This is a genomic window from Pseudomonas sp. Ost2 (genome assembly GCF_018326065.1).
Lineage (GTDB): Bacteria > Pseudomonadota > Gammaproteobacteria > Pseudomonadales > Pseudomonadaceae > Aquipseudomonas > Aquipseudomonas gingeri.
On the sequence record NZ_AP021904.1, the window covers coordinates 741,786 to 767,797 of the forward strand.

Sequence of the window (26,012 nt, forward strand, 5' to 3'; positions counted from 1 at the left end):
TGAGTCATAACTATGCGCGGGGCGGGAATAAGACGGCAAGGGCCTGAAGCCCTTGCCTATCCGATCGGATAGCTTATTCCTGGCTTTCTGCGCGTTCGCGTGCAATTGCACGATAGCCGATATCGCTGCGGTAGAAGCAGCCTTCCCAATTGATTTTAGCTGCCAACCGGTAAGCCTGCTTTTGTGCCGCGTCGACGCTGTTGCCCAGCGCCGTGGCGCAGAGCACCCGGCCACCGGAAGTCACGACCTGGCCATCCTTCAGCGCGGTACCGGCGTGGAAGACCTTGCCTTCCAGACCAGCGGCATCTTCCAGGCCATTGATCGGCGCGCCCTTGGCGTAATCGCCCGGGTAACCGCCGGCGGCCAGGACGATGCCCAGGCTCGGACGCGGGTCCCACTGGGCTTCGACTTTGTCCAGGGCCTGGGCCAGCGCGGCCTCGACCAGCAGCACCAGGCTCGATTGCAGGCGCAGCATGACCGGCTGGGTTTCCGGGTCGCCGAAGCGGCAGTTGAACTCGATGACTTTCGGATTGCCGGCCTTGTCGATCATCAGCCCGGCGTACAGGAAGCCGGTGTAGACGTTGCCTTCCTCTGCCATGCCGCGCACGGTCGGCCAGATCACCAGGTCCATGACACGCTGGTGCACCTCGGAGGTGACCACCGGGGCCGGGGAGTAGGCGCCCATGCCGCCGGTGTTCGGGCCGCTGTCGCCGTCGCCGACGCGCTTGTGGTCCTGGCTGGTGGCCATCGGCAGGACGTTCTTGCCGTCGACCATGACAATGAAGCTGGCTTCTTCGCCATCGAGGAACTCTTCGATCACCACCCGCGAACCGGCTTCGCCGAACGCATTGCCGGCGAGCATGTCGCGTACGGCGTCTTCGGCTTCGGCCAGGGTCATGGCGACGATCACACCCTTGCCGGCGGCCAGGCCGTCGGCCTTGATCACGATCGGTGCGCCTTTCTCGCGCAGATAGGCCAGGGCCGGCTCGATCTCGGTGAAGTTCTGGTAATCGGCGGTCGGGATCTTGTGGCGGGCCAGGAAGTCCTTGGTGAAGGCCTTGGAACCTTCCAGCTGGGCGGCACCGGCAGTCGGGCCGAAGCAGTCCAGGCCGCGGGCCCGGAACAGGTCGACAACACCGGCTACCAGCGGCACTTCCGGGCCGACGATGGTCAGGGAAACGTTTTTCTCGGCAAAGTCGGCCAGTTGCTCCAGGGCCAGGACGTCGATGGCGACGTTCTCGCACTTGGCTTCGATGGCAGTGCCGGCGTTGCCCGGGGCGACGAAGACTTTCTCGACACGCGGATCCTGCGCCACTTTCCAGGCCAGGGCGTGTTCACGGCCACCGCTGCCGATGATCAAAACATTCATTTCAAAAACCTCGATGACGCTGAATTCTAAGAGAGCATTGCAGGAGCCGGCTTGCTGGCGATAACGGCCGCAAGCTCAATGCCAGGCTCGCTGGCCTCATCGCCAGCAAGCCGGCTCCCACAGGGGCTGTGTTATCAGTGACGGAAGTGGCGCATGCCGGTGAATACCATCGCGATACCGGCTTCGTCGGCCGCGGCAATCACTTCATTGTCACGCATCGAGCCGCCCGGCTGGATCACCGCGGTGATACCGACCTTGGCCGCGTTGTCGAGGCCGTCGCGGAACGGGAAGAACGCGTCCGAAGCCATGACCGAGCCCTGCACCTGCAGGCCAGCATGCTCGGCCTTGATTGCAGCAATGCGAGCGGAGTTGACGCGGCTCATCTGGCCGGCGCCGACACCGATGGTCTGGCGGTTCTTGGCGTAGACGATGGCGTTGGACTTGACGTACTTGGCGACTTTCCAGGCGAAGATCAGGTCATGGATTTCCTGTTCGGTCGGTGCGCGCTTGGTCACCACCTTGAGGTCTTCGCTGCCGATCATGCCGATATCGCGGCTCTGTACCAGCAGGCCGCCGTTGACCCGCTTGTAGTCCCAGGCCGGGGCGCGGTTGGCATCCCACTGGCCGCAGGCCAGCAGGCGCACGTTGGCCTTGGCGGCGACGATGGCACGGGCCTCTTCGCTGACGGACGGGGCGATGATCACCTCGACGAACTGGCGCTCGACGATGGCCTTGGCAGTTTCGGCATCCAGCTCGCGGTTGAAGGCGATGATGCCGCCGAAGGCCGATTCGCTGTCGGTGGCGTAGGCCAGTTCGTAGGCCTGGCGGATACCGCCCTCGGCGTCAGGGCTCACGGCCACGCCGCACGGGTTGGCGTGCTTGACGATGACGCAGGCCGGCTTGACGAAGCTCTTCACGCATTCCAGCGCGGCATCGGTGTCGGCCACGTTGTTGTACGACAGCTCCTTGCCTTGCAGCTGGGTCGCGGTGGCGATGCCGACTTCGGCCGGCCTGGCTTCCACGTAGAACGCCGCGCTCTGGTGCGGGTTCTCGCCGTAGCGCATTTCCTGGGCCTTGATGAACTGGCTGTTGAAGGTGCGCGGGAATTCGCTGCGGCCTTCGGTGCTCAGGGTTTCGGCGGCCTGGTTCACGGTGCCCATGTAGTTGGCGATCATGCCGTCGTAGGCGGCGGTGTGTTCGAAGGCCTTGAGCATCAGGTCGAAACGCTGGGCGTAGGTCAGGCCACCGGCCTTGAGGCTTTCCAGGACCTGGGCGTAGTCGCCGGCATTGACCACGATGGCGACGTCCTTGTGGTTCTTGGCCGCCGAGCGGACCATGGTCGGCCCACCGATGTCGATGTTCTCGATGGCGGTCGGCAGGTCGCAGCCCGGCTTGCTGATGGTGGCTTCGAACGGGTAGAGGTTGACCGCGACCAGGTCGATCGGGCGGATGCCGTGCTCGCTCATGATGTCATCGTCGATGCCGCGACGGCCGAGGATGCCGCCGTGGATTTTCGGGTGCAGGGTCTTCACCCGGCCATCCATCATTTCCGCAAAGCCGGTGTAGTCCGCGACTTCCACGGCGGCGACGCCGTTGTCCCGCAGCAGCTTGAACGTACCGCCGGTGGAGAGGATTTCCACGCCCAGGGCTTCCAGTTCACGAGCGAAATCGAGGATTCCGGTCTTGTCGGAAACGCTGATCAGGGCGCGGCGGATCGGCAGGCGGGTAGTCTGGTCGGTCATCTCAATGTCCATCAAAAGCAAGGGGTCAGCAAATAAGGCGACCGGTTCCGGGTTCTGTACGGAAACTGCCTGCGCGACAATCATGCTGCGTTGAAAACAGGCTCGGAATGCTCATGTAGGCCTCTACACTCCGCTTCCTCGCCTGTTTTTGCCTTGCCTGATCGCCGCTTGGCGAGTTTTCTTGCAGGCCCTGGGGCGCCTTTCTGGTTTGATTGAATGCTTACAGCAAATCGTACTGCTTGAGTTTCTTGCGCAGGGTGCCGCGGTTCAGGCCGAGCAGTTCGCTGGCCTTGGTCTGGTTGCCCTTGACGTAGTTCATCACGCTTTCGAGCAGGGGAGCCTCGACTTCGGAGAGCACCAGGTTGTACACGTCCGTGACGGCCGCGCCCTCAAGGTGGGCGAAATAATTGTGCAGCGCCTTCTCGACGCTACCGCGAAGGGTCTGGCCTTCTTCGCTCGGCGTATTGAGGTGCTGTTTCAAATTGACGTTGTCGCTCACGGGCGTTGTTCCACTCACTAAAGTCTCGGTCATCATCGTCATGCGGCCACCCCCTCTCCGTCCCCTGTCACCAGGCTCTTGTAACGTTCGGCAAAGAACTCACGAACGTTGGCGCATTGTGCTTCCGTATCTTCCAAACGATTGAAGTGGGCGCGAAACTCCCTGGCGCCCGGCAAGGTTGCGAGATACCAGCCGACATGCTTGCGGGCAATGCGGACGCCCATGACCTCCCCATAGAAGGCATGCAGCGCGGCCAGATGCTCTAGCAGAATGCGTTCCACTTCGAACAGCTCCGGTGCCGGGAGGGTTTCGCCGGTACGCAGAAAATGCTCGATCTCACGGAAAATCCATGGCCGCCCCTGGGCGGCCCGGCCGATCAACAGGCCGTCGGCACCGGTCGCCTGCAACACGTACCGGGCCTTTTCGGCCGAATCGATATCGCCGTTGGCGAAGACCGGGATCGACACCGCCTGCTTGATCGCGGCAATGGTGTCGTACTCGGCTTCACCGGTGTACAGGTCGGCACGGGTTCTGCCGTGCACCGCCAGGGCGGTAATGCCCGCCTGCTCGGCGATCTTCGCCACCGTCAGGCCGTTCTTGTTCGCCCGGTCCCAGCCGGTCCGTATCTTCAGGGTGACCGGGACATCGACTGCCGCCACGACGGCGTGCAGGATTTCCCTCACCAGGTCTTCATCCTTCAGCAACGCGGAACCGGCGGCCTTGTTGCAGACCTTCTTGGCCGGACATCCCATGTTGATGTCGATAATCTGTGCCCCCAGCTCGACATTGGCCCGGGCCGCATCCGCCAGCATCTGTGCATCACCGCCGGCGATCTGTACCGAGCGGGGCTCGGGATCACCTTCGTGGATCATGCGCAGACGCGACTTGCGGCTGTTCCACAGGCTCATGTCGCTGGTTACCATTTCCGAAACCACCAGGCCCGCGCCCAGGCGTCGGCAAAGCTGACGAAAGGGCTGGTCGGTGACCCCCGCCATCGGGGCGAGAATCAAGCCGTTCTGCAGTGTGTATGGGCCGATGCGTACCGCCGACATAGGACTTCCCTGTTGTGGGGCCGGATCATTAGAGTTCGAAAAAGGGTTGGCATGATACCCGCTCTCGATGACCGGATAAAGGCAAAATTGGATAAAATCTGAACAGTTATTCCGTTATCGCCAGCAGTTTGGTTACCGCCGGAAAAACACCGTCAACGAGCACGGCAGGCCCTGAATCACTCGGGTGAGTGGAAGCTGAGGCTGTAGTTCACGGCCTTGGCGCCTGGATCGAGGATGTCCAGGGCGATATGGATCGGGGTCTGCGGTGGCATTTCGCTCTGGCCGCTGAGGTCGCCGCCCAGGTATTCGCCGGGTTTGAAGCGCCGGCTGGCGATCAGATGGCCGTTGAGATCGGCGAAGCGCAGCTCCAGCAGCGGGAATGGCTGGGAGAACGATGCGCGATTGTAGATGATCGCGTCCACCACCAGCGCACCATTGAAGTCCGGGTGGCTGCGCACCACCAGGTTGCTGCTCTTGATTCGGGCGATATCGACCTTGGAAGGCACCTTGCAGCCGATTTCCGGGCACAGTTGCTGGAACCACGGGCGATACTGGTCCTGGCGCGCCAGTTCGTCGAAGTGATAGGCGATGTATTGGCCGGCCAGGGCCGCGGCGGCCAGCAGTACCAGCAACAGCCACAGCAGGCGCTTGCCCCAGGGGGACCGGCGGCGTTGCCAGTCGAGATGAATCGGGTCGTCCTCGAGGTCCAGCAGCACGTCGTCGTGCATGCCGGGTTCGCTGCGGGTGCGCGCAGGCTTCTTCGGGGCGGCGGCCGCGGGTTCGTCTTCGTCGTGCTCGTCGGCGGCCAGCGGTTCGTGGGTCGTGGCGTCTTCCAGCTCGTCGTCTTCGATTTTCAGGCGCGGAGCCTGGGGCTCGTCATCGAGGTCGGCGAGATCGAACGACAGCGACGGCTCGGTACGGCTCGGCCGCGGTGGCTCTGGCTTGCGCTCGGTCCTGGTCGTGACGGTGGGCGCGGGCGGCCCGTCGTCGGCGATTTCATCGTGTGCGCCGGCCGGTTCGCTGAACAGGCTGCCTGACCACTGGGCCTCGTCGTCATCGCTGTCGCGGCGGGCGCTGAAGGACTCGCCCTGGCCGCCGTGCTCGCCGAAGGCCTTGGCCGGCTGGATTTCCCGTTGCTCCAGGCGGGCCAGTTCTTCGTCGAGATCGAGGTCGTCCAGATCCAGCTCTTGCGTCGTCCACTGCTTCTGGCTGATGGCCCGTGGCGGTGGAGCGGGAGGTGTCGCCGGAGTGGGGGGCAGCAGGGGCGCGGGGGGCGCGACCGGGGTGGCCGCCGCGACCGCTGCCGGCTGGGCTGTCCCGGCTTCCCGGGCCGCGCGTTGCTCCAGCAGTTGCCGCGCGGCGTTGAACACCTGCAGGCAGGAGCCACAACGAACCACCCCGCGCGCCACGCTCAATTGGGCGTGGCTGACGCGGAAGCTGGTCTGGCAATGCGGGCACTGGGTGACGAAGCTGTCGGTCATGCGGCGATCCGGTTTATCCAAGCGCCCATTCTAGCGCCGACGGCCACTGATGCGCACCCAACCATCGCGATCGGCAATCGGGTCCAGATCGAAGTCCTTGGCATAAGCGGCAGCCACTTCCTCGCCCTGTTCGGCGAGGATGCCGGACAGCGCCAGGCGGCCGCCCGGCCTGACCAGGGTGGACAACTGCGGGGCCAGGGAAACCAAGGGGCCGGCGAGGATGTTGGCGACCAGCACATCAGCCTGTACCTGTGGCAATTGCTCCGGCAGATACAGCGGGAACAGTTCCTCGGCGATGTTGTTGCGTCCGGCGTTGTCGCGGGAAGCTTCCAGGGCCTGCACGTCGATATCGGTGCCGACCGCTTCGCGGGCGCCGAGCAGCAGCGCGGCAATCGCCAGGATGCCCGAGCCACAGCCGAAGTCGAGGACATTGCAGTCCTTGAGGTCCTGGCCGTCGAGCCATTCCAGGCAGAGCGCGGTGGTCGGGTGCGTACCGGTGCCGAAGGCCAGGCCCGGATCGAGCAACAGGTTGACCGCGTCCGGCTGCGGGGCGGCATGCCAGCTGGGCACGATCCACAGGCGCTGGCCGAAACGCATGGGCTGGAAGTTGTCCATCCAGCTGCGTTCCCAGTCCTGGTCCTCGATCACTTCGCTGTGGTGCTCGGGCAGTGGCGAGCCGGTCAGCAATTCCAGGTGCGCGAGGACGCTGGCCGCCTCGGTGCCGCCTTCGAACAGCGCCAGCAGGTGGGTATGGGACCACAGCGGGGTGGTGTTGAGTTCGGGTTCGAAAATCGGCTGATCTTCGGCGTCCATGAAGGTTACCGAAACAGCGCCGACTTCAAGGAAAGCGTCTTCGTAGGTTTCGGCTTGTTCCGGGCTGATGGCGAGGCGTACTTGCAGCCAAGGCATGGCGGGCACCTGTGAAAAAAGTGAATGTGCAACCGGCTCGGTTGCGAGAAGCGCGCCAGTTTACGCGAGCAGGCGCATGGGCGGTATGCAAAAACGACAAAGCCGCTCGAAAGCGGCCTTGTCGTTGGGATCACCGGCTCATTGATGGGCGAGCTTGTGTTCCAGGTAGTGAATGTTCACACCACCTTCGCAGAACCCGGCGTCGCGAACCAGGTCGCGGTGCAACGGGATGTTGGTCTTGATCCCGTCCACGACGACTTCGTCCAGGGCATTGCGCATGCGCGCCATGGCTTCGTCGCGAGTGGCGCCCCAGGTGATCAGCTTGCCGATCAGGGAGTCATAGTTCGACGGAACCTTGTAGCCGCTGTACAGGTGCGAGTCGACCCGCACGCCGTTGCCGCCTGGCGCATGGAAATGCTTGACCAGGCCCGGGCTCGGAATGAAGGTCTTCGGGTCTTCGGCGTTGATCCGGCATTCCAGCGCATGGCCGTGGATCTTCACGTCGTCCTGGGTGTACGACAGCGGATTGCCAGCGGCGATGCTCAGCATCTCCTTGACGATATCGATGCCGGTGACCATTTCCGATACCGGATGCTCTACCTGCACGCGAGTGTTCATCTCGATGAAGTAGAAGCGGCCGTTCTCGTACAGGAACTCGAAAGTGCCGGCACCGCGGTAGCCGATATCGATACAGGCCTTGACGCAGCGGGCCAGCACTTCTGCGCGCGCCTGCTCGTCGATGCCCGGTGCCGGGGCTTCTTCCAGGACCTTCTGGTGACGGCGCTGCAGCGAGCAGTCGCGGTCGCCGAGGTGGATCGCATGACCCTGGCCGTCGGAAAGCACCTGGACTTCCACGTGGCGTGGGTTGGTCAGGAACTTTTCCAGGTAGACCATCGGGTTGCTGAACCAGGCACCGGCTTCTTCGCGGGTCTGCTTGGCCGCTTCGATCAGCTCGTCTTCGCTGTGTACCACGCGCATGCCGCGACCACCGCCGCCGCCAGCGGCTTTGATGATCACCGGGTAGCCGACTTCGCGACCAATGCGCAGGGCGGTTTCCGGATCTTCGGGCAACGGGCCGTCGGAGCCGGGAACGGTGGGTACGCCGGCAGCGATCATCGCGGCCTTGGCCGATACCTTGTCGCCCATCAGGCGAATGGTGTCGGCTTTCGGGCCGATGAAGGCAAACCCGGATTTCTCGACCTGTTCGGCAAAATCGGCGTTTTCCGCGAGGAAGCCGTAGCCCGGGTGAATCGCCGTGGCGCCGGTGACTTCGGCGGCCGCGATGATGTTCGGGATATTCAGGTACGAGCGGGTAGCCAGGGGCGGGCCGATGCAGATGCTTTCGTCCGCCAGTTTCACGTGCATCAGTTCCGTATCGGCCGTCGAGTAAACAGCGACGGTCTTGATGCCCTCTTCCTTACAGGCGCGCAGGATACGCAGGGCGATCTCGCCGCGGTTGGCGATCAGGACTTTTTCCAGCTTCGCAGGTTTCAACATCGAAGGCGCTCCGCGGTTCAAACGATGGTGAACAGCGGCTGGTCATACTCAACCGGCTGACCGTTTTCTACCAGAATGGATTCGATCACACCGCTGGCTTCGGCCTGGATGTGGTTCATCATCTTCATCGCTTCGACGATGCAGATGGTGTCGCCTTTCTTGACGGTCTGGCCGACTTCGACGAACGCCGGGGAAGTCGGGGCCGGGGTGCGGTAGAAGGTACCGACCATCGGCGACTTGACCACGAAACCGTTCAGCTTCGGTGCGCCAGCGGCTTCAGGAGCTGCGGCGGCGGCAACCGGAGCGGCCGGGGCGGCGACGGGAGCCGGAGCCTGGGCAGGCATCGGAGCGTAGTACTGCTGCGCCGGGGTCTTGCTGTGGCGGCTGATGCGTACGGACTCTTCGCCTTCCTTGATCTCGAGTTCGTCGATACCGGACTCTTCCAGCAATTCGATCAGTTTCTTAACTTTACGGATATCCATGAATCATCAACTCCCAAGGGTCGGTCAGGGGCGTTTAGCTTGTAGTTCAAGCTGCTCTAGTGCGGCCTCCAGGGCCAGTCGGTAACCGCTGGCGCCAAGGCCGCAGATCACTCCTACCGCAACATCTGAAAAGTAGGAGTGATGGCGGAAAGGTTCGCGTTTATGCACGTTCGACAAATGCACTTCGATGAATGGGATGCTCACCGCCAGCAGCGCGTCACGTAATGCGACACTTGTATGTGTAAAAGCTGCTGGATTGATCAGAATGAAATCCACGCCTTCGCCGCGGGCGGCGTGGATCCGGTCGATCAATTCGTACTCGGCGTTGCTCTGCAGATACATCAGATGGTGCCCGGCTTCCCGGGCCCGACGCTCCAGATCCTGGTTGATCTCGGGCAGTGTGACCGCGCCGTAGACACCCGGCTCGCGGGTGCCCAGCAGGTTCAGGTTGGGTCCATGCAGGACCAGTAGGGTCGCCATCGGCTGTTTCCTTGTTATCTGTGCGCAATTGTCAATGCGCGCCGACTATGCCGCAAAGCCCGGATGACTGTCCAGTTACCTGCAATAGCCAGCACGATGTCCGATGTTTGCGCGAAATTTGTGACTCATTTGTTAAAAGCGGTCATTCGCTTTCGTCACGCGTTCGACGAAGTCCCGCGCACTGATCTCGCCGATGACCCGGACATCGGTCCTTTCGCTGCCATCCTTGGCGAAGAACATCAGCGCCGGCGGTCCGAACAACTGGTAGCGGTCGAGCAGGGCGCGTTGTTCGGCGTTGCTGGCGGTGATATCGAACCGCACCAGCTGGTAGCCCTGCAGCTTTTCGAGGACGTTCGCCTCGTTCAGCACTTCATGTTCGATGACTTTGCAACTGATGCACCAGTCGGCGTACCAGTCCAGCAGCAATGGCTGACCGGCGCTTTTCGCCGCGGCCAGGGCGCTGTCGAGTTCGGCCGGGGTACTGATGGTCTGCCACTGGCCGTTGGTGGTGGGCGAGCTGCCGGCGGCCGTCGGTGTCCCGCCGATGGGCTGGAACGGGTTGCTCTGGCCGCTGAAGGCGCCGTACCAGCAACTCAGGGCGTAGGCCAGCAGGAACAGGCCGAGCAGTTGCGCGAGGCGTTGCCTGGCGGTTTTCTCGACGAACTCCAGGGCGCCGAGAAACAGCGCGACACCCGCGGCGAGCAAGCCGCCCAGGAGCAGGGTGATCGGTCCGGGCAGCACGCGGCTGAGCAGGAACAGCGCGACCCCGAGCAACAGCACGCCAATGGCGTTCTTCACCGTGACCAGCCACGGGCCGCTTTTCGGCAGCCAGGCCGCGCCGCCGGTGGCGACCAGCAACAGCGGCGTGCCCATGCCCAGGCCCAGGGCGAAGAGTTTCAAGGCACCGCCCAAGGCGTCGCCGCTGGCGCTGATATAGAGCAGGGCGCCGGCCAGGGGGGCGGAAACGCAGGGTGAAACCAGCAGGCTCGACACCACCCCGAGCACGGCCGCGCCCCACAGCGAGCCGCCCTGGGTGCCGCTGGCCAGTCGGTTCAGGCGGCCACTGATGGCCTGGGGCAGTTGCAACTCGAACAGACCGAACATCGCCAGGGCGAACACCACGAAGAATCCGGCGAAGGGCACCAGCACCCAGGCCGATTGCAGGCGTGCCTGCAGGTTCAGTTGGGCGCCGAACAGGCCCATCAGCGCGCCCAGCAGGGCGAAGCAGGCGGCCATGGCCAGCACGTAGGCCAGCGACAGCTTGAAGCCGCGCACGCCGCTGACGCGTCCGTGCAGCACGAAACCGGAAATGATCGGCAGCATCGGCAGGACGCAGGGTGTGAAAGTCAGTGCCAGGCCGCCGAGGAAGAACAGCGCCAGTGCGCTCCAGCTCCAGGCGGTTCCGGCTGCCGCGGGGGCGGCGCCGGAAGACGCGGGGCTGCCGTCGATACGCAGGCGTTCGGTTTCCGGCGGGTAGCACAGGCCCTTGTCGGCGCAGCCCTGGTAGGTCACCGCGAGGGTAAAGGCGCGAGTGTCGCCGGCGGAGCGGGGCAGGGTGACATCGAGAATGCCGTGATAGACCTCGACATCGCCGAAGTACTCGTCGTGTTTCTGCTCTCCGGCGGGCAATTGTGCGGCGCCCAGCTGGATATCCGCCGGCTCGGCGCGGAACTGGAAGCGGTGGCGGTACAGGTAATACCCTTCGGTGGGGACGAAACGCAGGGTGATCGCTTGCGGCGTGCTGCTGACCAGGCTCAGCTGGAAGGCCTCATGCACGGGCAGGAAGTCCTTGCTGTTGTTGATGGCGCCCAGGGTCGAGCTGGGGCGGCCGTCGAGCAGGCTGGCGCCGAAGGCCGGGAAGGCACACAGCAGGAGCATCAGGCAGAACAGGCGGCGCATGGCGATCTCGCGAATCGGAAGAGTGCGCATGATAACGAAGTGCGCCGCCGCCGCGAGGGGATTAAACGCGGAAGGCTTGCACCGCCGTATGCAGTTCCGTGCCCAGTTCCAGCAGGCGTTCGCCCTGGCTGCGGCCCTCGCCGATGCGCAGCAGGTTGTCGCCGCCCAGTTGGTGGATGCGTTCGCTGTGATCGCGGATTTCGCTGACCGCGCCACTCTGCTGGGAGGTGACGTCGGCGATGCGCACCGCGGTATCGGAGATGGTCTGGATCGCGCCGACGATTTCATCCAGCGCGCCATCGGCGGCCTGGGCCTGGTCGGCGGTGGCCTCGGCGTGCTCGACCTGCGCACGCATGCCTTCCACCGACTGGCGGGCCGCGCTCTGCAACCCGGCGATCAGTGTCTGGATTTCCCCGGTGGCGCCGGCGGTACGCTGGGCCAGGGTGCGCACTTCCTCGGCGACCACGGCGAAGCCGCGGCCCATTTCCCCGGCGCGCGCGGCCTCGATGGCGGCGTTGAGCGCCAGCAGGTTGGTCTGGTCGGCAATCGAGCGGATCACCGTCAGCACGCCGCCGATAGTCGCCGATTCTTCGGCCAGGTGTTCGATCATCTGCGCGTTGCCCTGTACCTCGCCGACCAGCGCATGGAGGCCGGCCAGGCTCAGGCCGATGACCTTCTGCCCGTGTTCCACCGCCGCGCCGGCGCTGCGGCTGGCGTCCGCGGCCTGACTGGCATCGCCGGCCACCTGCTGGATGGTTGCCTCCAGCTCGCCCAGGGAGTCGCGAATCTGTGCCGTATCACCGGCCTGGCGCTCGGCCCCGGTATGCAGGCCGCTGCTCAGTTGCGCCAGGGCGCGGCTGCTGCCGGCGACCTGTTCGGCGTTCTGGCGGATGGTCCCCACCAGATCCACCAGGTAGGCGCGCAGGCGGTTCAGCGAGGCTTCGATATCGTGCAGTTCGCGATTGGTCTTGCCCAGCTGGATATCCCGGCTGAAGTCGCCTTCGGCCCAGGTCGACAGGGCCGGGGCGAGGTTGGTCAGGACCCGCGCCAGCTTGCGCTGCAGGGTGTCGATCAACAGGGCGATAAGCAGGATCAGGCCGATCATCACGCCCTGCATCAGGCGTACTTCACCCTGGATCTTGCCGTGCTGGGCCCGCACCACCGGCTCCAGCGCGGCGATGGCCTGTTGCACGGCGCTGATCTTCAGGTGGGTCGCGGTTGCCAGGTCGGCCCGGCGCTGGATCTGCTCGCGGGTGCGGGTCAGTTCGGCCGGGTAGCGGGTCAGCAGGCTGTGCAGTTCGCGCTTGAGGTCGACGCCGGTGTCCACTGCCGCGGTTTTCTCGCTGCTTTCCAGACCCATCATGGCACTGAAGTCGTCGGTGTTGGATTCGCTGCTCGAGGTCACGCCCAGCAGGGGCAGGGCTTCCAGCTGTCCGGCCTGGCTGCTGATACTGGCCAGCTCGCGCTCGACATCGGCGGCCAGTTCACTGCGACCGCTGCTGACCAGTTTGTCCCGGGCCAATGACAGCTTGGCCAGGTGCGAGGAGGCCGCCAGCAACGGTGGCAGGTAGGCAGCGGCCTCGGGACTTTTCGCGCCGGTCGCGTATTGGCTCAGTTGTTCGAGATTGCCCCCCAGCTCGCGTTCGGCCTGCAACAGCAGGGCTTGCGGGTCGCCGGCCAGTTTGCCGGCGGCCAGCAGGTCGGTCTTGCTGAAGTCGTTCAGGGCGGCGAGGCTGGGGCGCAGGGTCTCGGTCATCGAGGGCGGCAGGGCGGCGAGTTCCTGCTCGATCGCCTCCATGGCCTGGCTCGCGCTGCTCAGGCGCAAGGCATCGCCGCTGCCCAGGTAATCCTCGATATTGCGCGCCGCCTGGTTCTGGAACTGCTGCGACAGGCCGAGGTAGCGCTCCATCAACTGATAGGGACGCTCCAGCGCCTGTTGCGACCACCACAACGTAGCCCCGAGCGCCAGGCACACGGCAACGAGCAACAGGGTATTGAGATTGGTCAGCAGCTTCAGGCGCATTCAGGATTCTATCCACGACAAAGAGTGGTAAGTGCCTGAAGTTATTGCTGTTTGGTTACAGTGTCATGACGGTATCCGTCGAATCCGATGAAAAGCTGGCACTTTGCCGTGCGACCTGCACGCGATTGCGTCCCGCATGCTTGGCACGGTAGAGCGCTTCGTCGGCCTGGGTCGCCATCATCAGGCTGTCGCTGTCTTCATGCAGTTCGACCACCCCGGCGCTGAAGGTGCACCACAGGTCCTGGGGTTGCGCCGGATAATGGATTTCCGCGAAGCGCTGGCGGATCTCGTCCAGCACCTTGTAGGCCGACTCCAGATCGGTGTCGGGCATGACGATGGCGAATTCTTCACCGCCATAACGACCGATAAAGTCGGTCTTGCGCAGGCGCTGCTTGAGAAACAGCGCCAGGCTCTTGATCACCCGGTCGCCCATGGGGTGGCCGTGGCTGTCGTTGACCCGCTTGAAGTGGTCGATATCGAGCATGGCGAAGCTCAGCGGCTTGCATTCGCGGCGGGCGCGGAAGCTGCAGTCTTCGAGCAGTTGCAGGATATGGGTGTGGTTGTACAGGCCGGTCAGGCTGTCGCGGACCATCCGCGCCTTGAGGTTGCGCGCCCGTGCCGCGCGGTTGCGCACGGTGGTGATCAGGTGGCGCGGCTTGATCGGCTTGGTCAGGAAGTCGTCGCCGCCTTCGCTCATGGCGTCGAGCTGCTTGTCCAGGTCGTCTTCGGCGGACAGGTAGATAATCGGCACGCTGACATAACGGTCGTTATGGCGGATCACCTTGGCCAGCTCGGTACCGGTACAGGCCGGCATATACATGTCGAGAATGATCAGGTCGGGCTGGAAATCCGCCAGTTCGGCCATGGCCTGGATCGGATCGATCAGGGTCCGGGTGACGATCCCGGCGCTGTTGAGCAGGCGCTCGGTGTGCAGCGCCTGGGCCCGCGAGTCATCGATGACCAGGACCTTGTACGGGTCGTACTGGGCAACGCAGGTCAGGACTTCGATTTTCTCCAGCAGGCTGGAAGCCTCCAGGGTGCCGGTGAGGAACTCCTGGCCGCCGGCGCGCACGGCGGCCAGGCGGGTCGGCGTATCGGTTTCATGCAGGCTGAAAAACAGCAGCGGCAGTTTCTGTTCCAGGCCGAGCTGGGCTTCGGCCGCCAGGTGCAGGCCCATGCCGCTGCCGCTGAAGTCGACGTCCATGACGATCGCCGCCGGCAGGCGCTCGGCCATGGACGAGCGGAACGCGGCGACACTGTCCAGCGACTGCGCGCTGAGGCCGAAGAATTCCAGCTGCTTGGCCAGTCGCTCGGCGCGCTCGTGGTCCTGCAGCATCACGTAGACCGGCTTGCGCAGCGGTGGCAGGAAGGTCTGGTCGAGTTGATCGCCATGGCGCAGGCCGGTGCGCGACAGGCGTTGCATCAGGCGATTGAGTTCGGTGATCAGGCTGCTGCTCAGGCGGCCGCGGTTGGCGTTCACCGCTTCCAGCGAGCGGCTGATGCCATGGGCCAGCTGGGTATGTTCCGGTTGCTCGAAGCGTTCGGCGAAACGCAGCAGGCGCAGGTTCGCTTCGCTGAGCTCGGACATGTCGCCGCTCGACCATTCGCTGCGCTGCAGGCGTTGCCATATCTCAAGAATCTGACGTGCCTGATGAATGACCCGCTGGGCAAAGTGATGCTTGAGGCGCTCGCGACTGGGGTCTTCTGGCTCGGTCATATCCTGACTACTGGTTAGACGAACGACGGAGGAATAACTGGTGGCTCTATGCTAGCACCTCTTTCTGTCAATACACGTGCCACGTGTCAATTTATCCGATTCATTTGGTGACCGGTCGGTCGGCCTGCGGGCCTTGTGTGGCGGGCATCGCCAATTGGATGGCGCTTGTGTGAAGCGTCCCGGGGCGGCTTGATTTATAGTTGCCCGACGGATGGCAACGCTGCCGTGTCTGGTTTTATTTGCCCGGGTCGATTTAAGCCGGGGCAGGCAAGGCACGATGGAGTAGGGTTGTGGTCGAACCGATGAACTCAAGTGATTGAAAGGATAGAGCCATGCTGGACTGGAAAAAACGCGCAGGCAGCGCGCCGGATCGTGCTGCCGAACCCAAGTCGGCGACCCGCGGCTATTTCGGCGGCCTGCTGTTCAGTCGTGCCCTGGCGACCCTGATCGGGTTGTACCTGGTGGTGACGATCCTGCTCGGCTGGTACTGGAGCCAGGAGCCTGCGCTGTTTCCCGTGCAGCAGAACGCCCAGATCGCCGCCGAGAAGGAAGGGCGCAAGATGGTCGTGGGCTTCACCACGGTCGAAACCCTCAAGAGCGTGGCCGGCACCCTGCTGACCAAGCCGGGCGGTTATCTCTCCAACGACCGCTTCCCACCGGGCCTGTGGCTGGACAATATCCCCAGCTGGGAATACGGCGTGCTGGTCCAGGTCCGCGACTTGACCCGCGCCCTGCGCAAGGACTTCGCCCGTTCGCAGTCGCAATCGGCCGAAGACGCCGATCTGGCGAAGGCCGAACCGCGCTTCAACTTCGACAACAAGAGCTGGATGCTGCCGTCCAGTGAGTCGGAGTACCAGGAAGGGATCAACTCCCTGAGCCGCTACCAGGCCCGCCTGTCCGACCCGAACCAGAACAACGCGCTGTTCTACGCCCGTGCCGACAACCTGAACAACTGGCTCGGCGATGTCGCCACGCGCCTGGGCTCGTTGTCCCAGCGCCTGTCGGCCAGCGTCGGGCGGGTCAAGCTCAACACCGCGCTGAAAACCGAAAGCGTGATCCCCGGCCAGGCGCCGCAGGTCGATGAGGAAGTGGTCGAGACCCCGTGGTTGCAGATCGACAACGTGTTCTACGAGGCCCGCGGCCAGGCCTGGGCGCTGTCGCACCTGCTGCGGGCCATCGAGGTCGACTTCGCCGATGTGCTGGCGAAGAAGAACGCCACGGTCAGCGTGCGGCAGATCATCCGTGAACTGGAGGCTTCGCAGGAGCCGGTCTGGAGCCCGATGATCCTCAACGGCAGCGGCTTCGGCATTCTCGCCAACCACTCGCTGGTCATGGCCAACTACATCTCGCGGGCCAACGCCGCGGTGATCGACCTGCGCCAACTGCTCAACCAGGGTTGATCGATGAATGTCTCTGCGAGGGAGGCTGCGCATCGCGCCGCCTCCGATGCCGAACAGATCGCCTGGGTCGATGGCGAGGACCGCCTGCTGGGCGCTCTCGGCCGGGCCGAGTTGCGCGAGCGCGGCCTGATCGGCCGCGGGACCTATATCCTGCTGTTCAATTCGGCCGGCGAGTTGTGCGTGCATCGCCGGACCTTGAGCAAGGCCATCTATCCCGGCTACTGGGATGTGGCGGCGGGCGGCATGGTCCAGGCCGATGAAAGCTACGCCGAATCGGCGGCCCGCGAGCTGGAGGAAGAGTTGGGCGTCGGTGGCGTGCCGCTGACCGCCCATGAACATTTTTTCTTCGATCAGCCCGGCAACCGGCTCTGGTGTGCGGTGTTCAGTGCCGTCTGGGACGGGCCGTTGCGGTTGCAACCGGAAGAGGTGCTGGAAGCGCGTTTCATCCCGGTCGAGGCTGCCCTGCGCGAAACGGCGCAAAAGCCTTATTGCCCGGACTCCCTGGCGGCGCTGAAGCGCTATTTGCAGGGCCGGGGCCTGGAGGTCGCAAAACCTTCATGAAATGGCGCCGATTGGCTCTTGGGTCATCGGCTTTTTGCCGTTACACTGCGCGACTTTTCAAGCTTGAGCGGCCTGGCCGCTCGAGTTGCGCTGCCCCTGCCTGAGTGGGGCTTCGCGGTCGCAAACGCCTGCCCAGGTGTCACGACCAGTCTTTGTCCTCCCAAGAGGATTGCCGGTGGCCAAAAAAGCCGCATCCTTCGCCGCCCTCGGCGGCCTGGTGTTCTCCACCGACGCAGGTCGACATTGCCCGGACTGTAGCCAGCCGGTGGCCGCCTGTATCTGCAAACAAACCCAGATCCCCGCCGGTGACGGCATTGCCCGCGTGCGTCGCGAAAGCAAGGGCCGTGGCGGCAAGACGGTGACCACCATCACCGGCGTGCCGCTGGCCGAAGACGCCCTCAGGGAACTGGCAACCACGTTGAAGAAACGCTGTGGTACCGGTGGCGCCTTGAAGGACGGTGTCATCGAGATCCAGGGCGATCACGTCGAGTTGCTGTTGGCGGAACTGGTGAAACACGGTTTCAAGGCGAAGAAGTCCGGCGGCTAGCAGCCTCTGTGAAAACCACCGTGAAGTTGACCTGCCGGCCCGGCTGAACCTGGCCAGGCGGTCGTCCCCATGGTTTTCACAGAGCCTGTTCCCGAACAGCCTCTAAACTCGAAGCTGGATTCAAGGTCTTAGTCCCTTGCATGCAGGCGAATCGTCATTTTCATTCTTTAGACTGCGCGCAGCCTGGATCCAGGTGGCGCTATTTGACTTCTTTATAGGGGACTTCGATGTCCGTACGACGCACACGCAAAGACGATGGCAGCCAGTGGACAGTTGCGGACAGCCGCAGTGTTTATGGGATTCGCCATTGGGGGCCGGGTATTTCGCGATCAATGACGCCGGTCGCGTCGAGGTTCGTCCGAACGGCCCGAGCAGTTCGCCCATCGACCTCTTCGAGCAGGTCGACGAACTGCGCAAGAGCGGTCTGTCCTTGCCGCTGCTGGTACGTTTCCCGGATATCCTGCAGGACCGCGTGCGCCAGTTGACCGGCGCGTTCGACGCGAACATCGAGCGTCTGGAATACCAGAGCAAGTACACCGCGCTGTACCCGATCAAGGTCAACCAGCAGGAAGCGGTGATCGAGAACATCATCGCCACCCAGAACGTCTCCATCGGCCTGGAAGCCGGTTCCAAGCCGGAACTGCTGGCGGTGCTGGCGCTGGCGCCGAAAGGCGGCACCATCGTCTGCAACGGCTACAAGGACCGCGAGTTCATCCGCCTGGCCCTGATGGGCCAGAAGCTCGGCCACAACGTCTTCATCGTGATCGAGAAAGAATCCGAAGTGGAACTGGTGATCGAAGAGGCGGCGTCCCTCAAGGTCAAGCCCCAGGTCGGCCTGCGGGTGCGCCTGTCATCGCTGGCTTCGAGCAAGTGGGCCGATACCGGTGGCGAGAAATCCAAGTTCGGCCTGTCGGCGGCGCAACTGCTGTCGGTGGTCGAGCGTTTCCGCGCCGCCGGCCTGGACCAGGGCATTCGCCTGCTGCACTTCCACATGGGCTCGCAGATCGCCAACCTGGCGGACTACCAGTACGGTTTCAAGGAAGCGATCCGTTACTACGGCGAGCTGCGCAACCTCGGCCTGCCGGTGGACCATATCGACGTCGGCGGCGGCCTGGGTGTCGATTACGACGGTACCCACTCGCGCAATGCCAGCTCGATCAACTACGACATGGATGACTATGCCGGTGTCGTGGTCGGCATGCTCAAGGAGTTCTGCGACGCGCAGAACCTGCCGCATCCGAACATCTTCTCGGAAAGCGGCCGCTCGCTGACCGCCCACCACGCCATGCTGGTGGTACAGGTCACCGACGTCGAGAAACACAACGACGACGTGCCGCATATCGAGAACCCCGAGAACCTGCCGGAAACCGTGCAGTGGCTGGTGGAACTGCTGGGCCCGACCGATATCGAGATGGTCACCGAGACCTACTGGCGCGCCACGCACTACATGAGCGACGTCGCCACCCAGTACGCCGACGGCAAGCTGACCCTGGCCGAGAAAGCCCTGGCCGAGCAGTGCTACTTCGCCGTCTGCCGGCGCCTGCACAACTCGTTGAAGGCGCGCCAGCGTTCGCATCGCCAGGTACTCGACGAACTCAACGACAAGCTGGCCGACAAGTACATCTGCAACTTCTCGGTATTCCAGAGCCTGCCCGACACCTGGGCCATCGGCCAGGTGCTGCCGATCCTGCCGTTGCACCGCCTGAACGAGGAACCGCTGCGCCGCGCCGTGCTGCAGGACCTGACCTGCGACTCCGACGGCAAGATCAAGCAGTACGTCGACGAGCAGAGCATCGAGACCAGCCTGCCGGTGCACGCGCTGAACGAAGGCGAGGACTACCTGCTGGGGATCTTCCTGGTGGGTGCCTACCAGGAAATCCTCGGTGACATGCACAACCTGTTCGGCGATACCGACTCGGTGAACATCTACCAGAACGCGGATGGCAGCGTGTACCACGCGGGTATCGAAACCCACGACACCATCGAGGACATGCTGCGTTATGTGCACCTGTCGCCGGAAGAGCTGATGACGCACTACCGCGACAAGGTCGCCAGCGCCAATATCAGCGCGAAAGAGCGGACCCAGTACCTCGACGCCCTGCGTCTCGGCCTGACTCGTTCTTCCTACCTGTCCTCTTGAGGCAGGGCCGAAAGTTCCTGGGAAGAAGCCCTTTCAGTAAAGGGCTTTATCCTTTGATTGTGTAGGCAGCGTCTGATTGTCGAAAAACCCACCCTTAGCGGTGGGTTTTTTGTTGGCTGACGGCAAAGTGATGGCTTCCTCGGTTCCGCGTTTTGCGTAGGTCGTTTCTCTAACACCTCTTCGGCCCTCTACTCGGTCTTGTCTGTCGGCGAGAATCCCAAGTCGAATCCCCAGTCGGGTTCTACCCAGTAGCTCCATAGAGGAAAGCCAATGTCCGATCCAGTCACCGAGTCGTTCTTTCGTCTGGATGTTGCCGGCTTGTCCCGTTCTCTGACCGTCACCTCGTTCAGTGGTCATGAGGCGGTCAGCGAACTGTTCGCTTTCGAGCTGGATGTGCTGGACGAGGAAGCCGGCCCGGACCTGGGCGGACTGATGTACCGCGGTTGCTTCCTGGCCCTCGGGAAGGATGGCCAGGGCATCCACGCGCAGATCCAGGGCGTCAACCTGCGGTGCGCGGGGTTGGCGCGGGGCCACTTCCGCCTGCATCTTGGGCCGCGCCTGGGATGCCTGGCACAGCGCTGGCGGCGGCGACTGTTCCAGCAGCGCTCGGTGCCCGGCATCATTGCCCAGGTGCTCGGCGAGCATGGCCTGGGCGAGGACGCCTTTCGCTTTGTCCTCAAGGGGCGCGGCACCTTGCGTCCGTATTGCGTGCAGTTCGACGAATCCGACCTGCAGTTCATCCAGCGACTGTGTGCCGAAGAGGGTATCCACTTCCACTTCTGCCACACCAGGAACAATCATCGGCTGGTGTTCGCCGACAGCCTGGGGGCCTTGCGTCGCGCGCGCGAGGCGCGTTTCTGTCCGGACGAAGGGGCGGGCGTGCGGGATTTCTGCGTCAGCCTGTCGGGTCAGGGTCGTCGACGTGCCGGCCGCAGCCAGGAGTCGGCGCAGGGCGAAAGCGATCTGCCGGGTCTGCACTGCGCCAGCTTCATGCCGTTGTCCGGCCATCCGTGTGCGCCGTGGAACCGCCTGTGGCTGCTCACGGCCCTTGAGCATCGTGGGGACAGCAACCCCATGGACCCGCGCTCGATGATTTACAGCAATATCTTTCGCGCCACGTCCTGGGAGGTGGCCGTGCGGACCCCGACCCGTTACCCGAGACCGAAGCTGTCCGGCCTGTTTCGCGCCTGGGTGGTGGCGGACAAACACGGGGCCAGATGCGACGCCCGGGGACGGCTGGCGGTGCAGTTGCTGGCGTTCTACCAGGGCGAGGGGGCCCGCCACGGCGAATGCTGGTTACCGCTGGCGCAGCCGACGGCAGGCGAACCCCAGGCCTTTGCGGCGGGACTCGAGCCGGGAACCGCGGTCTGGGTGCGTTTCCTCGAAGGCGATCCGGATCGACCGCGCATCGTCGGGCGGTGTGACGCCAGGTGCGCGACCCCGGCGCGAGGCAGCGGACAGCGGCACCCTGGCGGGTCGGCCTTCGAGCTGTTGCGGGAGGGGCATCCACTGGTGCTGTTGTGCCCGCCCGCGCTCGCGGGTGAGGGGCCCGCTTCCTGCGATTGCCCCGGCACCGTGGCGGGTGGCCAGGGCGGTGTCTCATGAGGGACGTCGATTGCGCAATACCCGGTACGCTGTGGCTGCTCCTGGACATTCCCGGTGCTCCGGGGCTGGTCGCGGCGTTGCAGGAACGCTACGCCAGCTACGAGAGCCACTTGCTGTTCGACGGCACGCCGTTCCATGGCGTACGTGACTGGGGGCCGCGCCTGGTGAGGCTGACCGCGGACTGCCCCCTGGCAAAACTGAGCCAGACCCGACCCCGCCAATGGGCCGGGCTTTTCCTGCTCAGCCGGGCCCCCGTGGCGATCCTGCTGGCGCATTTGCGGCAGATGCTGGTGGTGCGTTTCGACGCGGATCGCCAGGGTGTGCTCAGTTACTACAATCCGCAGACTGCCAGTTACTTCTTCGATGGCGCCGATGCCCGCGAGCTGAGCCGCTGGCTCGGACCGATCATCCTGCTCTACTGGCATGGCGGCACCTGGGCCGACAAGGCCGTTGGCAGTCTTGGCTGGCAGCAACTGATCAATCCGCGCCTGCCGGGCCCCACCCTGGGCCCGCGGGAGTTTCTCGGTGCCCGGCAGCAGCAGCGATTGCAGACCTGCCTGCTGGAGCGGCATGCCTATCAGTGGAGCTGTGCCAGCGGCCATGACTACGGCAAGACCTGGCACCATCTGCAGGAAGGGGTTGCCCAGGGGTTTCGCGACAGTGGGGCGCTCGATGACTGGCTGGGGTTGCGCGCGCAGTATCCGGCGGCGTCGTTTCCGCCGGGCCTGGAGGGCGACACGCCGGGCGAGCGCCTGGAAAACCTGCGTCGGGCCTGGAGCCGGACACATGGCTGAGGGGGAGCGATATCCGCTGTCAGTGAGCCGGGCTGTCGAACCAGCGATCCTGCCGGCGCAGCTTCAGGGCACTGGCGGCCAGGGTCAGGCTGCGCAGCAGCATGAACAGCAGGAAACTTATCCACAGGCCGTGATTGCCGTAGCCGCTCAGGACCCAGGCAACGGGCAGGCTGAACAGCACGCTGAGCAGCATGGCGTCGCGCATTTCCCGGGCACGGGTGGCACCGATGAACAGGCCGTCGAGCAGGTAGCTCCACACCGCGATCAAGGGCAGCACAGCCAGGTAGGGCAGGTAGCCGAAAGCGGTTTCGCGCACGCTGGGGATATCGGTCTGCAGGGCGATGAACAGGTGGCCGCCGAGCAGGAACAGCAGGGCGAAGGCCAGGCTGGCGAGCAGCGACCAGCCGGCGGCAACCACCAGCGAGCGGCGCAGGGTCTGCCGTTCGCGGGCGCCGATGGCATGGCCGCACAGGGCTTCCACCGCGTGGGCCAGGCCATCGAGGGCATGCGCCGTCAGCAGCAGGCCGTTGAGCAGCAGGGCGTTGGCCGCGACGGTGGCGTCGCCGAGGCGCGCACCTTGCACCGTGATCAGGAAAAACACCGATTGCAGGGCCATGCTGCGGATGAAAATATCGCGATTCACCGTCAGCAGCGGTCGCCAGTTCTGCCACAGCGCCAGCGCGGCCCAGGCGACCTTGCCGGGGTAGGTGCGCAGGGCGTTGCCGGTCAGCGCCAGGCCGAGCAGGGCGCCGCTCCATTCGGCGATGACCGAGGCCCGGGCCGCGCCGACCACGCCCCAGTCGAGGCCGAGCACGAACCACAGGTTCAGCGCGATATTCATCAGGTTGGTGGTCAACAGGATCGCCAATGGCGCACGGGCGTTCTGGGTACCGAGGAACCAGCCGACCAGAGCATAGCTGGCCAGGGCGGCCGGCAGCCCGAACAGCCGTGTGTGGAAGAAGTCCAGGGTCAACTGGTGCAGTTCGGTGGACGGTTGCATGATCTTCAGCGCCAGGTCGCTGAAGGGCAGGGCGATCGCCCCGAGCAATGCCGCCAGCCCCAGGCTCAGCAGCAACCCCTGCAAGAGGATCTGCCGCAGTGCCGTGCCATCGCCGCGACCGGCGGCCTGCGCGGCGAATCCGGTGGAGCCCATGCGCAGGAAGCCCATGGCCCAGGCCAGGAAAATGTACAGGCTCGCGCCTACCGCCACGGCACCCAACTGATGGGCGTGGGGCAGGTGGCCGATCACGGTGCTGTCGACCAGGGCCACGAGCGGAACGGAGATATTCGACAGGATCATCGGCGCGGCGAGCGCCCAGACCTTGCGGTGGGTCGGGCGGTCGCGCCAGTCAGCGATCAGGGTGGACATGCGGGCTCCTCGAAAGAGCGCGCATTGTAGCGCCGGCCCTGGCGGTCGCGGTGGCTGTCAGTGAATGATCCAGCTCAACAGCCACAGGCCGAGCACCAGCCAGATGATGCCGAAAATGATCGAGGCGCGCATGAAGGCGCGGACCGCCGAATAGAGGAACATCAGGCCGATGATCAGTATCAGGATGCTGATCAGCGAGGTGTCCATGCCCAGGGCCCGGGCCATGCCATCGACGAAGTTGCTGCCGGCGTGGGTCAGCAGATTGAACAGCCCGCTCAGTCCGTCGACGATAAAACGGATCGCCGATCCCAGTACCTGGCCCAGCCACCCGAAAAAACTTTCTACCTGCATGTGTGCATCCCGATGAGCGTGTGGTGACGGATTCCAGCCTTTGGCCATGCTGCGAGCCGTCGAGTTCCCTGAAGCATAGAGGTTTGCAAGGGGAAATTCAGGATGGTGTGCCGGCGTGGCGACGGCTTACTTGGGCGCGAGGCCCGGATCAAGTGAGTTTTCCGGCTGTCGATACTGGAAATTGTATATATACAACTTAAGTCATAGGTTTGTTTTGTTGTACCGGTGCGATTCTATTTGTATTTGATAGATATGGATTTTTATATTGGCGCCAAGGAAAGGTTATTTACTTGGTATTAACTTTTTTGTCGATTCTACGAGGTTTATATTAGTTGTTAATACCAAATTTAGCGTTGTTGGAAGTGGGTTTCGGGACTGTCATGTCTGTACGGAAGAAAGTATCTCCCTTTCACGAGGATCGGGGGGCTTTCAAAAAATAACAGGCAGTACACAGGTGCAAGGACTCACGCTCATGAACACTCAAATATGGTGGAAAACAGGTACGGCATTGATGTTGGTTGTGGCAGTCAGCCTCGCGGGTTGCAGCAGTGGTGGCGGTGGCAGTCACAGTGAGACGAGCGCCTCGGACGGCAGCTCGGGAGCCAGCGGCGGCTCCGGTGGCGGCACTGGTGGCGGTACAGGTGGTGGAACCGGTGGCGGCACGGTTGCCCCTCTGGTGACCAGCCGGGTGGTCAGCAGTGTGGGCTCCACCACCGATGGCGTCGGCGATCTGGTCAGCACCCTCGGCACCAATCTGGCGGCAGTACCGCTGCTGGGCAGTACGGCCCTGACCGGTGGCGTCGGTGGCCTGGTGGACTCGACCGGTAATGCGGTCAGCAGCCTGAGCGCCGGCCTGACCAACGGCCTGGGCCAGTTGGGCACCGACGGCAATGCCCTGGGCACCACCGTCGCCGGCGTCGGCGATGCCACCGGCGACCTGGGCACCGGCGTGTCCCGCCTCGGCAAAGGGGTAACGGCCTTTGCCGCCACGGCGCCCGTCCAGAACATTCCGATTGTCAGCCCGGTCGTGGGCCAGGTCGGCACCCTGGTGGATGGCGTCGGCCAGCGCGTCACCATGCTCGGTGACACCCTCAGTACCGCCTCCACCACCGGCCCGTTGGGCGGCGTGACCCAGGGTGTCGGTGACAGGCTGGTCCCGGTGATCTCGCTGGTGGAAAGCACCACGGCCAAGGTGGGCAGTGCGACCGGCCTGGGTAATCCGGTCGGTGGCCTGCTCAACCGCGTCGGCACGGCGCTGGACAATACCGGCGACCAGGTGACCGATGCCGGCAACAACAATCCCCTGACCAACACCGTCGGCGGGCTGCTCGGCAATGCCGGGACCCTGGTGGGCACGGCAGGTGGCTATGTGAATCCCAACGGCTCGGGCAGTGGTTCCGGCTCGGGTTCCGGCGGCCTGCCAGGCCTGGGCGGTGCCGGCTTGCTGGAAACCGTGGGCGGTATCGTCGGCGGGGCCGGTAGCGGTGTGGCAGCCGGCAGCAGCAATGGCCTGCTCGATTCGCTGGGGCTGACCGGTCTGTCCCTGGGCAACAACATCGCCTCGCTGGGCACCGCGTTCGGCGGCACCGGAATGGCCAACACGGGCGCCGGCGCACCGCTGGCCAGCCTCGGCGGCAACCTGGGCAATGCGCTCAATCCGGTGACCTCCGGAGTCGCCAGCCTGACCCAGAACATCGGCAACACCACCGGCCTGGGTAGTCCCGTGGGCGGCCTGCTGGGGCAGATCGGCAGCGGTGTGAGCGGCATCGGCACCAAGCTCGACAGCAGCAGCGGCAATCCCGTGGTCAGCTCCCTGGGGCAAACCGTCAACGCCGTGGGCGCCACCATCGGTTCGGTCGGCGGTCTGGTCAACGGCGGTGTGGGTGCCGGCGGCACGGGCACCGCTACCGGTGGCAGCACGGGCGGTCTCGGCGGGCTGCTCAATGGCCTGGGCCTGACCAGTCGAAAATAGCGAATTGCACCTGGCCGGTTCGACGGCCATTCCTACAGCGCCTACGCTTGGTTGAGACGAGGGATTCAATTGATTCTCTCGTCTTTTTTCGAGTGCAGTAGCAAGGCGCCTGGATCGGTCGCG

20 protein-coding genes and 1 pseudogene are annotated in these 26,012 nt (G+C 64.1%); 7 read left to right on the forward strand and 14 right to left on the reverse strand.

The window, feature by feature from the left end:
• Positions 1-73: 73 nt before the first annotated feature.
• The 12 genes from purD to KI243_RS03240 all read right to left on the reverse strand — a co-directional run bounded on the left by purD (position 74) and on the right by KI243_RS03240 (position 15,150).
• A complete protein-coding gene (purD, locus tag KI243_RS03185) occupies positions 74-1,369 on the reverse strand; it encodes a phosphoribosylamine--glycine ligase (protein ID WP_017125637.1) in 1,296 nt (431 codons plus the stop codon).
• A gap of 134 nt (positions 1,370-1,503) precedes the next feature.
• Positions 1,504-3,111, reverse strand: a complete 1,608-nt coding sequence (gene purH, locus KI243_RS03190; protein WP_042935135.1) for a bifunctional phosphoribosylaminoimidazolecarboxamide formyltransferase/IMP cyclohydrolase — start codon at positions 3,109-3,111, stop codon at positions 1,504-1,506.
• A gap of 220 nt (positions 3,112-3,331) precedes the next feature.
• Positions 3,332-3,652, reverse strand: coding sequence for a DNA-binding transcriptional regulator Fis (fis, locus tag KI243_RS03195; protein WP_003186237.1), 321 nt, complete (start codon positions 3,650-3,652; stop codon positions 3,332-3,334).
• The gene (gene dusB / locus KI243_RS03200) at positions 3,649-4,662 is read right to left on the reverse strand and encodes a tRNA dihydrouridine synthase DusB (protein ID WP_017125635.1); all 1,014 of its coding nucleotides are present in this window, start codon (positions 4,660-4,662) and stop codon (positions 3,649-3,651) included. The genes fis and dusB overlap by 4 nt, the downstream gene beginning before the upstream one ends.
• Before the next feature lie 176 nt (positions 4,663-4,838).
• A complete protein-coding gene (locus tag KI243_RS03205) occupies positions 4,839-6,143 on the reverse strand; it encodes a DUF3426 domain-containing protein (protein WP_017125634.1) in 1,305 nt (434 codons plus the stop codon).
• 30 nt (positions 6,144-6,173) lie between these two features.
• Positions 6,174-7,052 (reverse strand): 50S ribosomal protein L11 methyltransferase, encoded by an 879-nt coding sequence (prmA, locus tag KI243_RS03210; protein ID WP_017125633.1) that lies wholly within the window; start codon positions 7,050-7,052, stop codon positions 6,174-6,176.
• Positions 7,053-7,190: 138 nt separating this feature from the next.
• Positions 7,191-8,549 (reverse strand): acetyl-CoA carboxylase biotin carboxylase subunit, encoded by a 1,359-nt coding sequence (accC, locus tag KI243_RS03215; RefSeq protein ID WP_017125632.1) that lies wholly within the window; start codon positions 8,547-8,549, stop codon positions 7,191-7,193.
• Positions 8,550-8,566: 17 nt separating this feature from the next.
• On the reverse strand, positions 8,567-9,031 hold the full coding sequence (gene accB / locus KI243_RS03220; RefSeq protein ID WP_017125631.1) for an acetyl-CoA carboxylase biotin carboxyl carrier protein: 465 nt from the start codon (positions 9,029-9,031) through the stop codon (positions 8,567-8,569).
• 24 nt (positions 9,032-9,055) lie between these two features.
• Entirely contained in the window at positions 9,056-9,511 is a 456-nt protein-coding gene (gene aroQ, locus KI243_RS03225; RefSeq protein WP_017125630.1) for a type II 3-dehydroquinate dehydratase, read from the reverse strand.
• A gap of 132 nt (positions 9,512-9,643) precedes the next feature.
• The gene (locus KI243_RS03230; protein WP_212811166.1) at positions 9,644-11,410 is read right to left on the reverse strand and encodes a protein-disulfide reductase DsbD; all 1,767 of its coding nucleotides are present in this window, start codon (positions 11,408-11,410) and stop codon (positions 9,644-9,646) included.
• Between the two features lie 61 nt (positions 11,411-11,471).
• The gene (locus tag KI243_RS03235; protein WP_103033004.1) at positions 11,472-13,433 is read right to left on the reverse strand and encodes a methyl-accepting chemotaxis protein; all 1,962 of its coding nucleotides are present in this window, start codon (positions 13,431-13,433) and stop codon (positions 11,472-11,474) included.
• Positions 13,434-13,488: 55 nt separating this feature from the next.
• Positions 13,489-15,150 (reverse strand): PleD family two-component system response regulator, encoded by a 1,662-nt coding sequence (locus KI243_RS03240; RefSeq protein WP_017125626.1) that lies wholly within the window; start codon positions 15,148-15,150, stop codon positions 13,489-13,491.
• A 332-nt stretch (positions 15,151-15,482) separates the two neighbouring features.
• Here KI243_RS03240 and KI243_RS03245 point away from each other — a divergent pair, with 332 nt between their 5' ends.
• The 6 genes and pseudogenes from KI243_RS03245 (at position 15,483) to KI243_RS03270 (ending at position 22,197) form a co-directional block, all read left to right on the forward strand.
• Positions 15,483-16,550, forward strand: coding sequence for a DUF2333 family protein (locus tag KI243_RS03245; RefSeq protein WP_017125625.1), 1,068 nt, complete (start codon positions 15,483-15,485; stop codon positions 16,548-16,550).
• A gap of 3 nt (positions 16,551-16,553) precedes the next feature.
• A complete protein-coding gene (locus KI243_RS03250; protein WP_017125624.1) occupies positions 16,554-17,111 on the forward strand; it encodes an NUDIX hydrolase in 558 nt (185 codons plus the stop codon).
• A 175-nt stretch (positions 17,112-17,286) separates the two neighbouring features.
• Complete coding sequence (locus tag KI243_RS03255) at positions 17,287-17,658, forward strand: translation initiation factor Sui1 (protein ID WP_017125623.1); 372 nt, start codon at positions 17,287-17,289, stop codon at positions 17,656-17,658.
• A 227-nt stretch (positions 17,659-17,885) separates the two neighbouring features.
• Positions 17,886-19,798 (forward strand): annotated as a pseudogene (speA, locus tag KI243_RS03260) (arginine decarboxylase).
• A 270-nt stretch (positions 19,799-20,068) separates the two neighbouring features.
• On the forward strand, positions 20,069-21,403 hold the full coding sequence (locus KI243_RS03265; RefSeq protein ID WP_212810443.1) for a contractile injection system protein, VgrG/Pvc8 family: 1,335 nt from the start codon (positions 20,069-20,071) through the stop codon (positions 21,401-21,403).
• Positions 21,400-22,197 (forward strand): DUF4123 domain-containing protein, encoded by a 798-nt coding sequence (locus tag KI243_RS03270; protein ID WP_177108972.1) that lies wholly within the window; start codon positions 21,400-21,402, stop codon positions 22,195-22,197. Before KI243_RS03265 ends, KI243_RS03270 begins: the two co-directional genes overlap by 4 nt.
• 19 nt (positions 22,198-22,216) lie before the next feature.
• On the opposite strand, the gene KI243_RS03275 is transcribed toward KI243_RS03270, so the two are convergent.
• Positions 22,217-23,566, reverse strand: coding sequence for an MATE family efflux transporter (locus KI243_RS03275; RefSeq protein ID WP_178989687.1), 1,350 nt, complete (start codon positions 23,564-23,566; stop codon positions 22,217-22,219).
• Positions 23,567-23,623: 57 nt separating this feature from the next.
• Positions 23,624-23,917 (reverse strand): hypothetical protein, encoded by a 294-nt coding sequence (locus KI243_RS03280; protein ID WP_017125618.1) that lies wholly within the window; start codon positions 23,915-23,917, stop codon positions 23,624-23,626.
• Positions 23,918-24,428: 511 nt separating this feature from the next.
• Between KI243_RS03280 and KI243_RS03285 the strand changes: the two genes are divergently transcribed.
• Entirely contained in the window at positions 24,429-25,889 is a 1,461-nt protein-coding gene (locus KI243_RS03285; protein ID WP_348529731.1) for a collagen-like triple helix repeat-containing protein, read from the forward strand.
• The last annotated feature ends 123 nt before the right edge of the window (positions 25,890-26,012 follow it).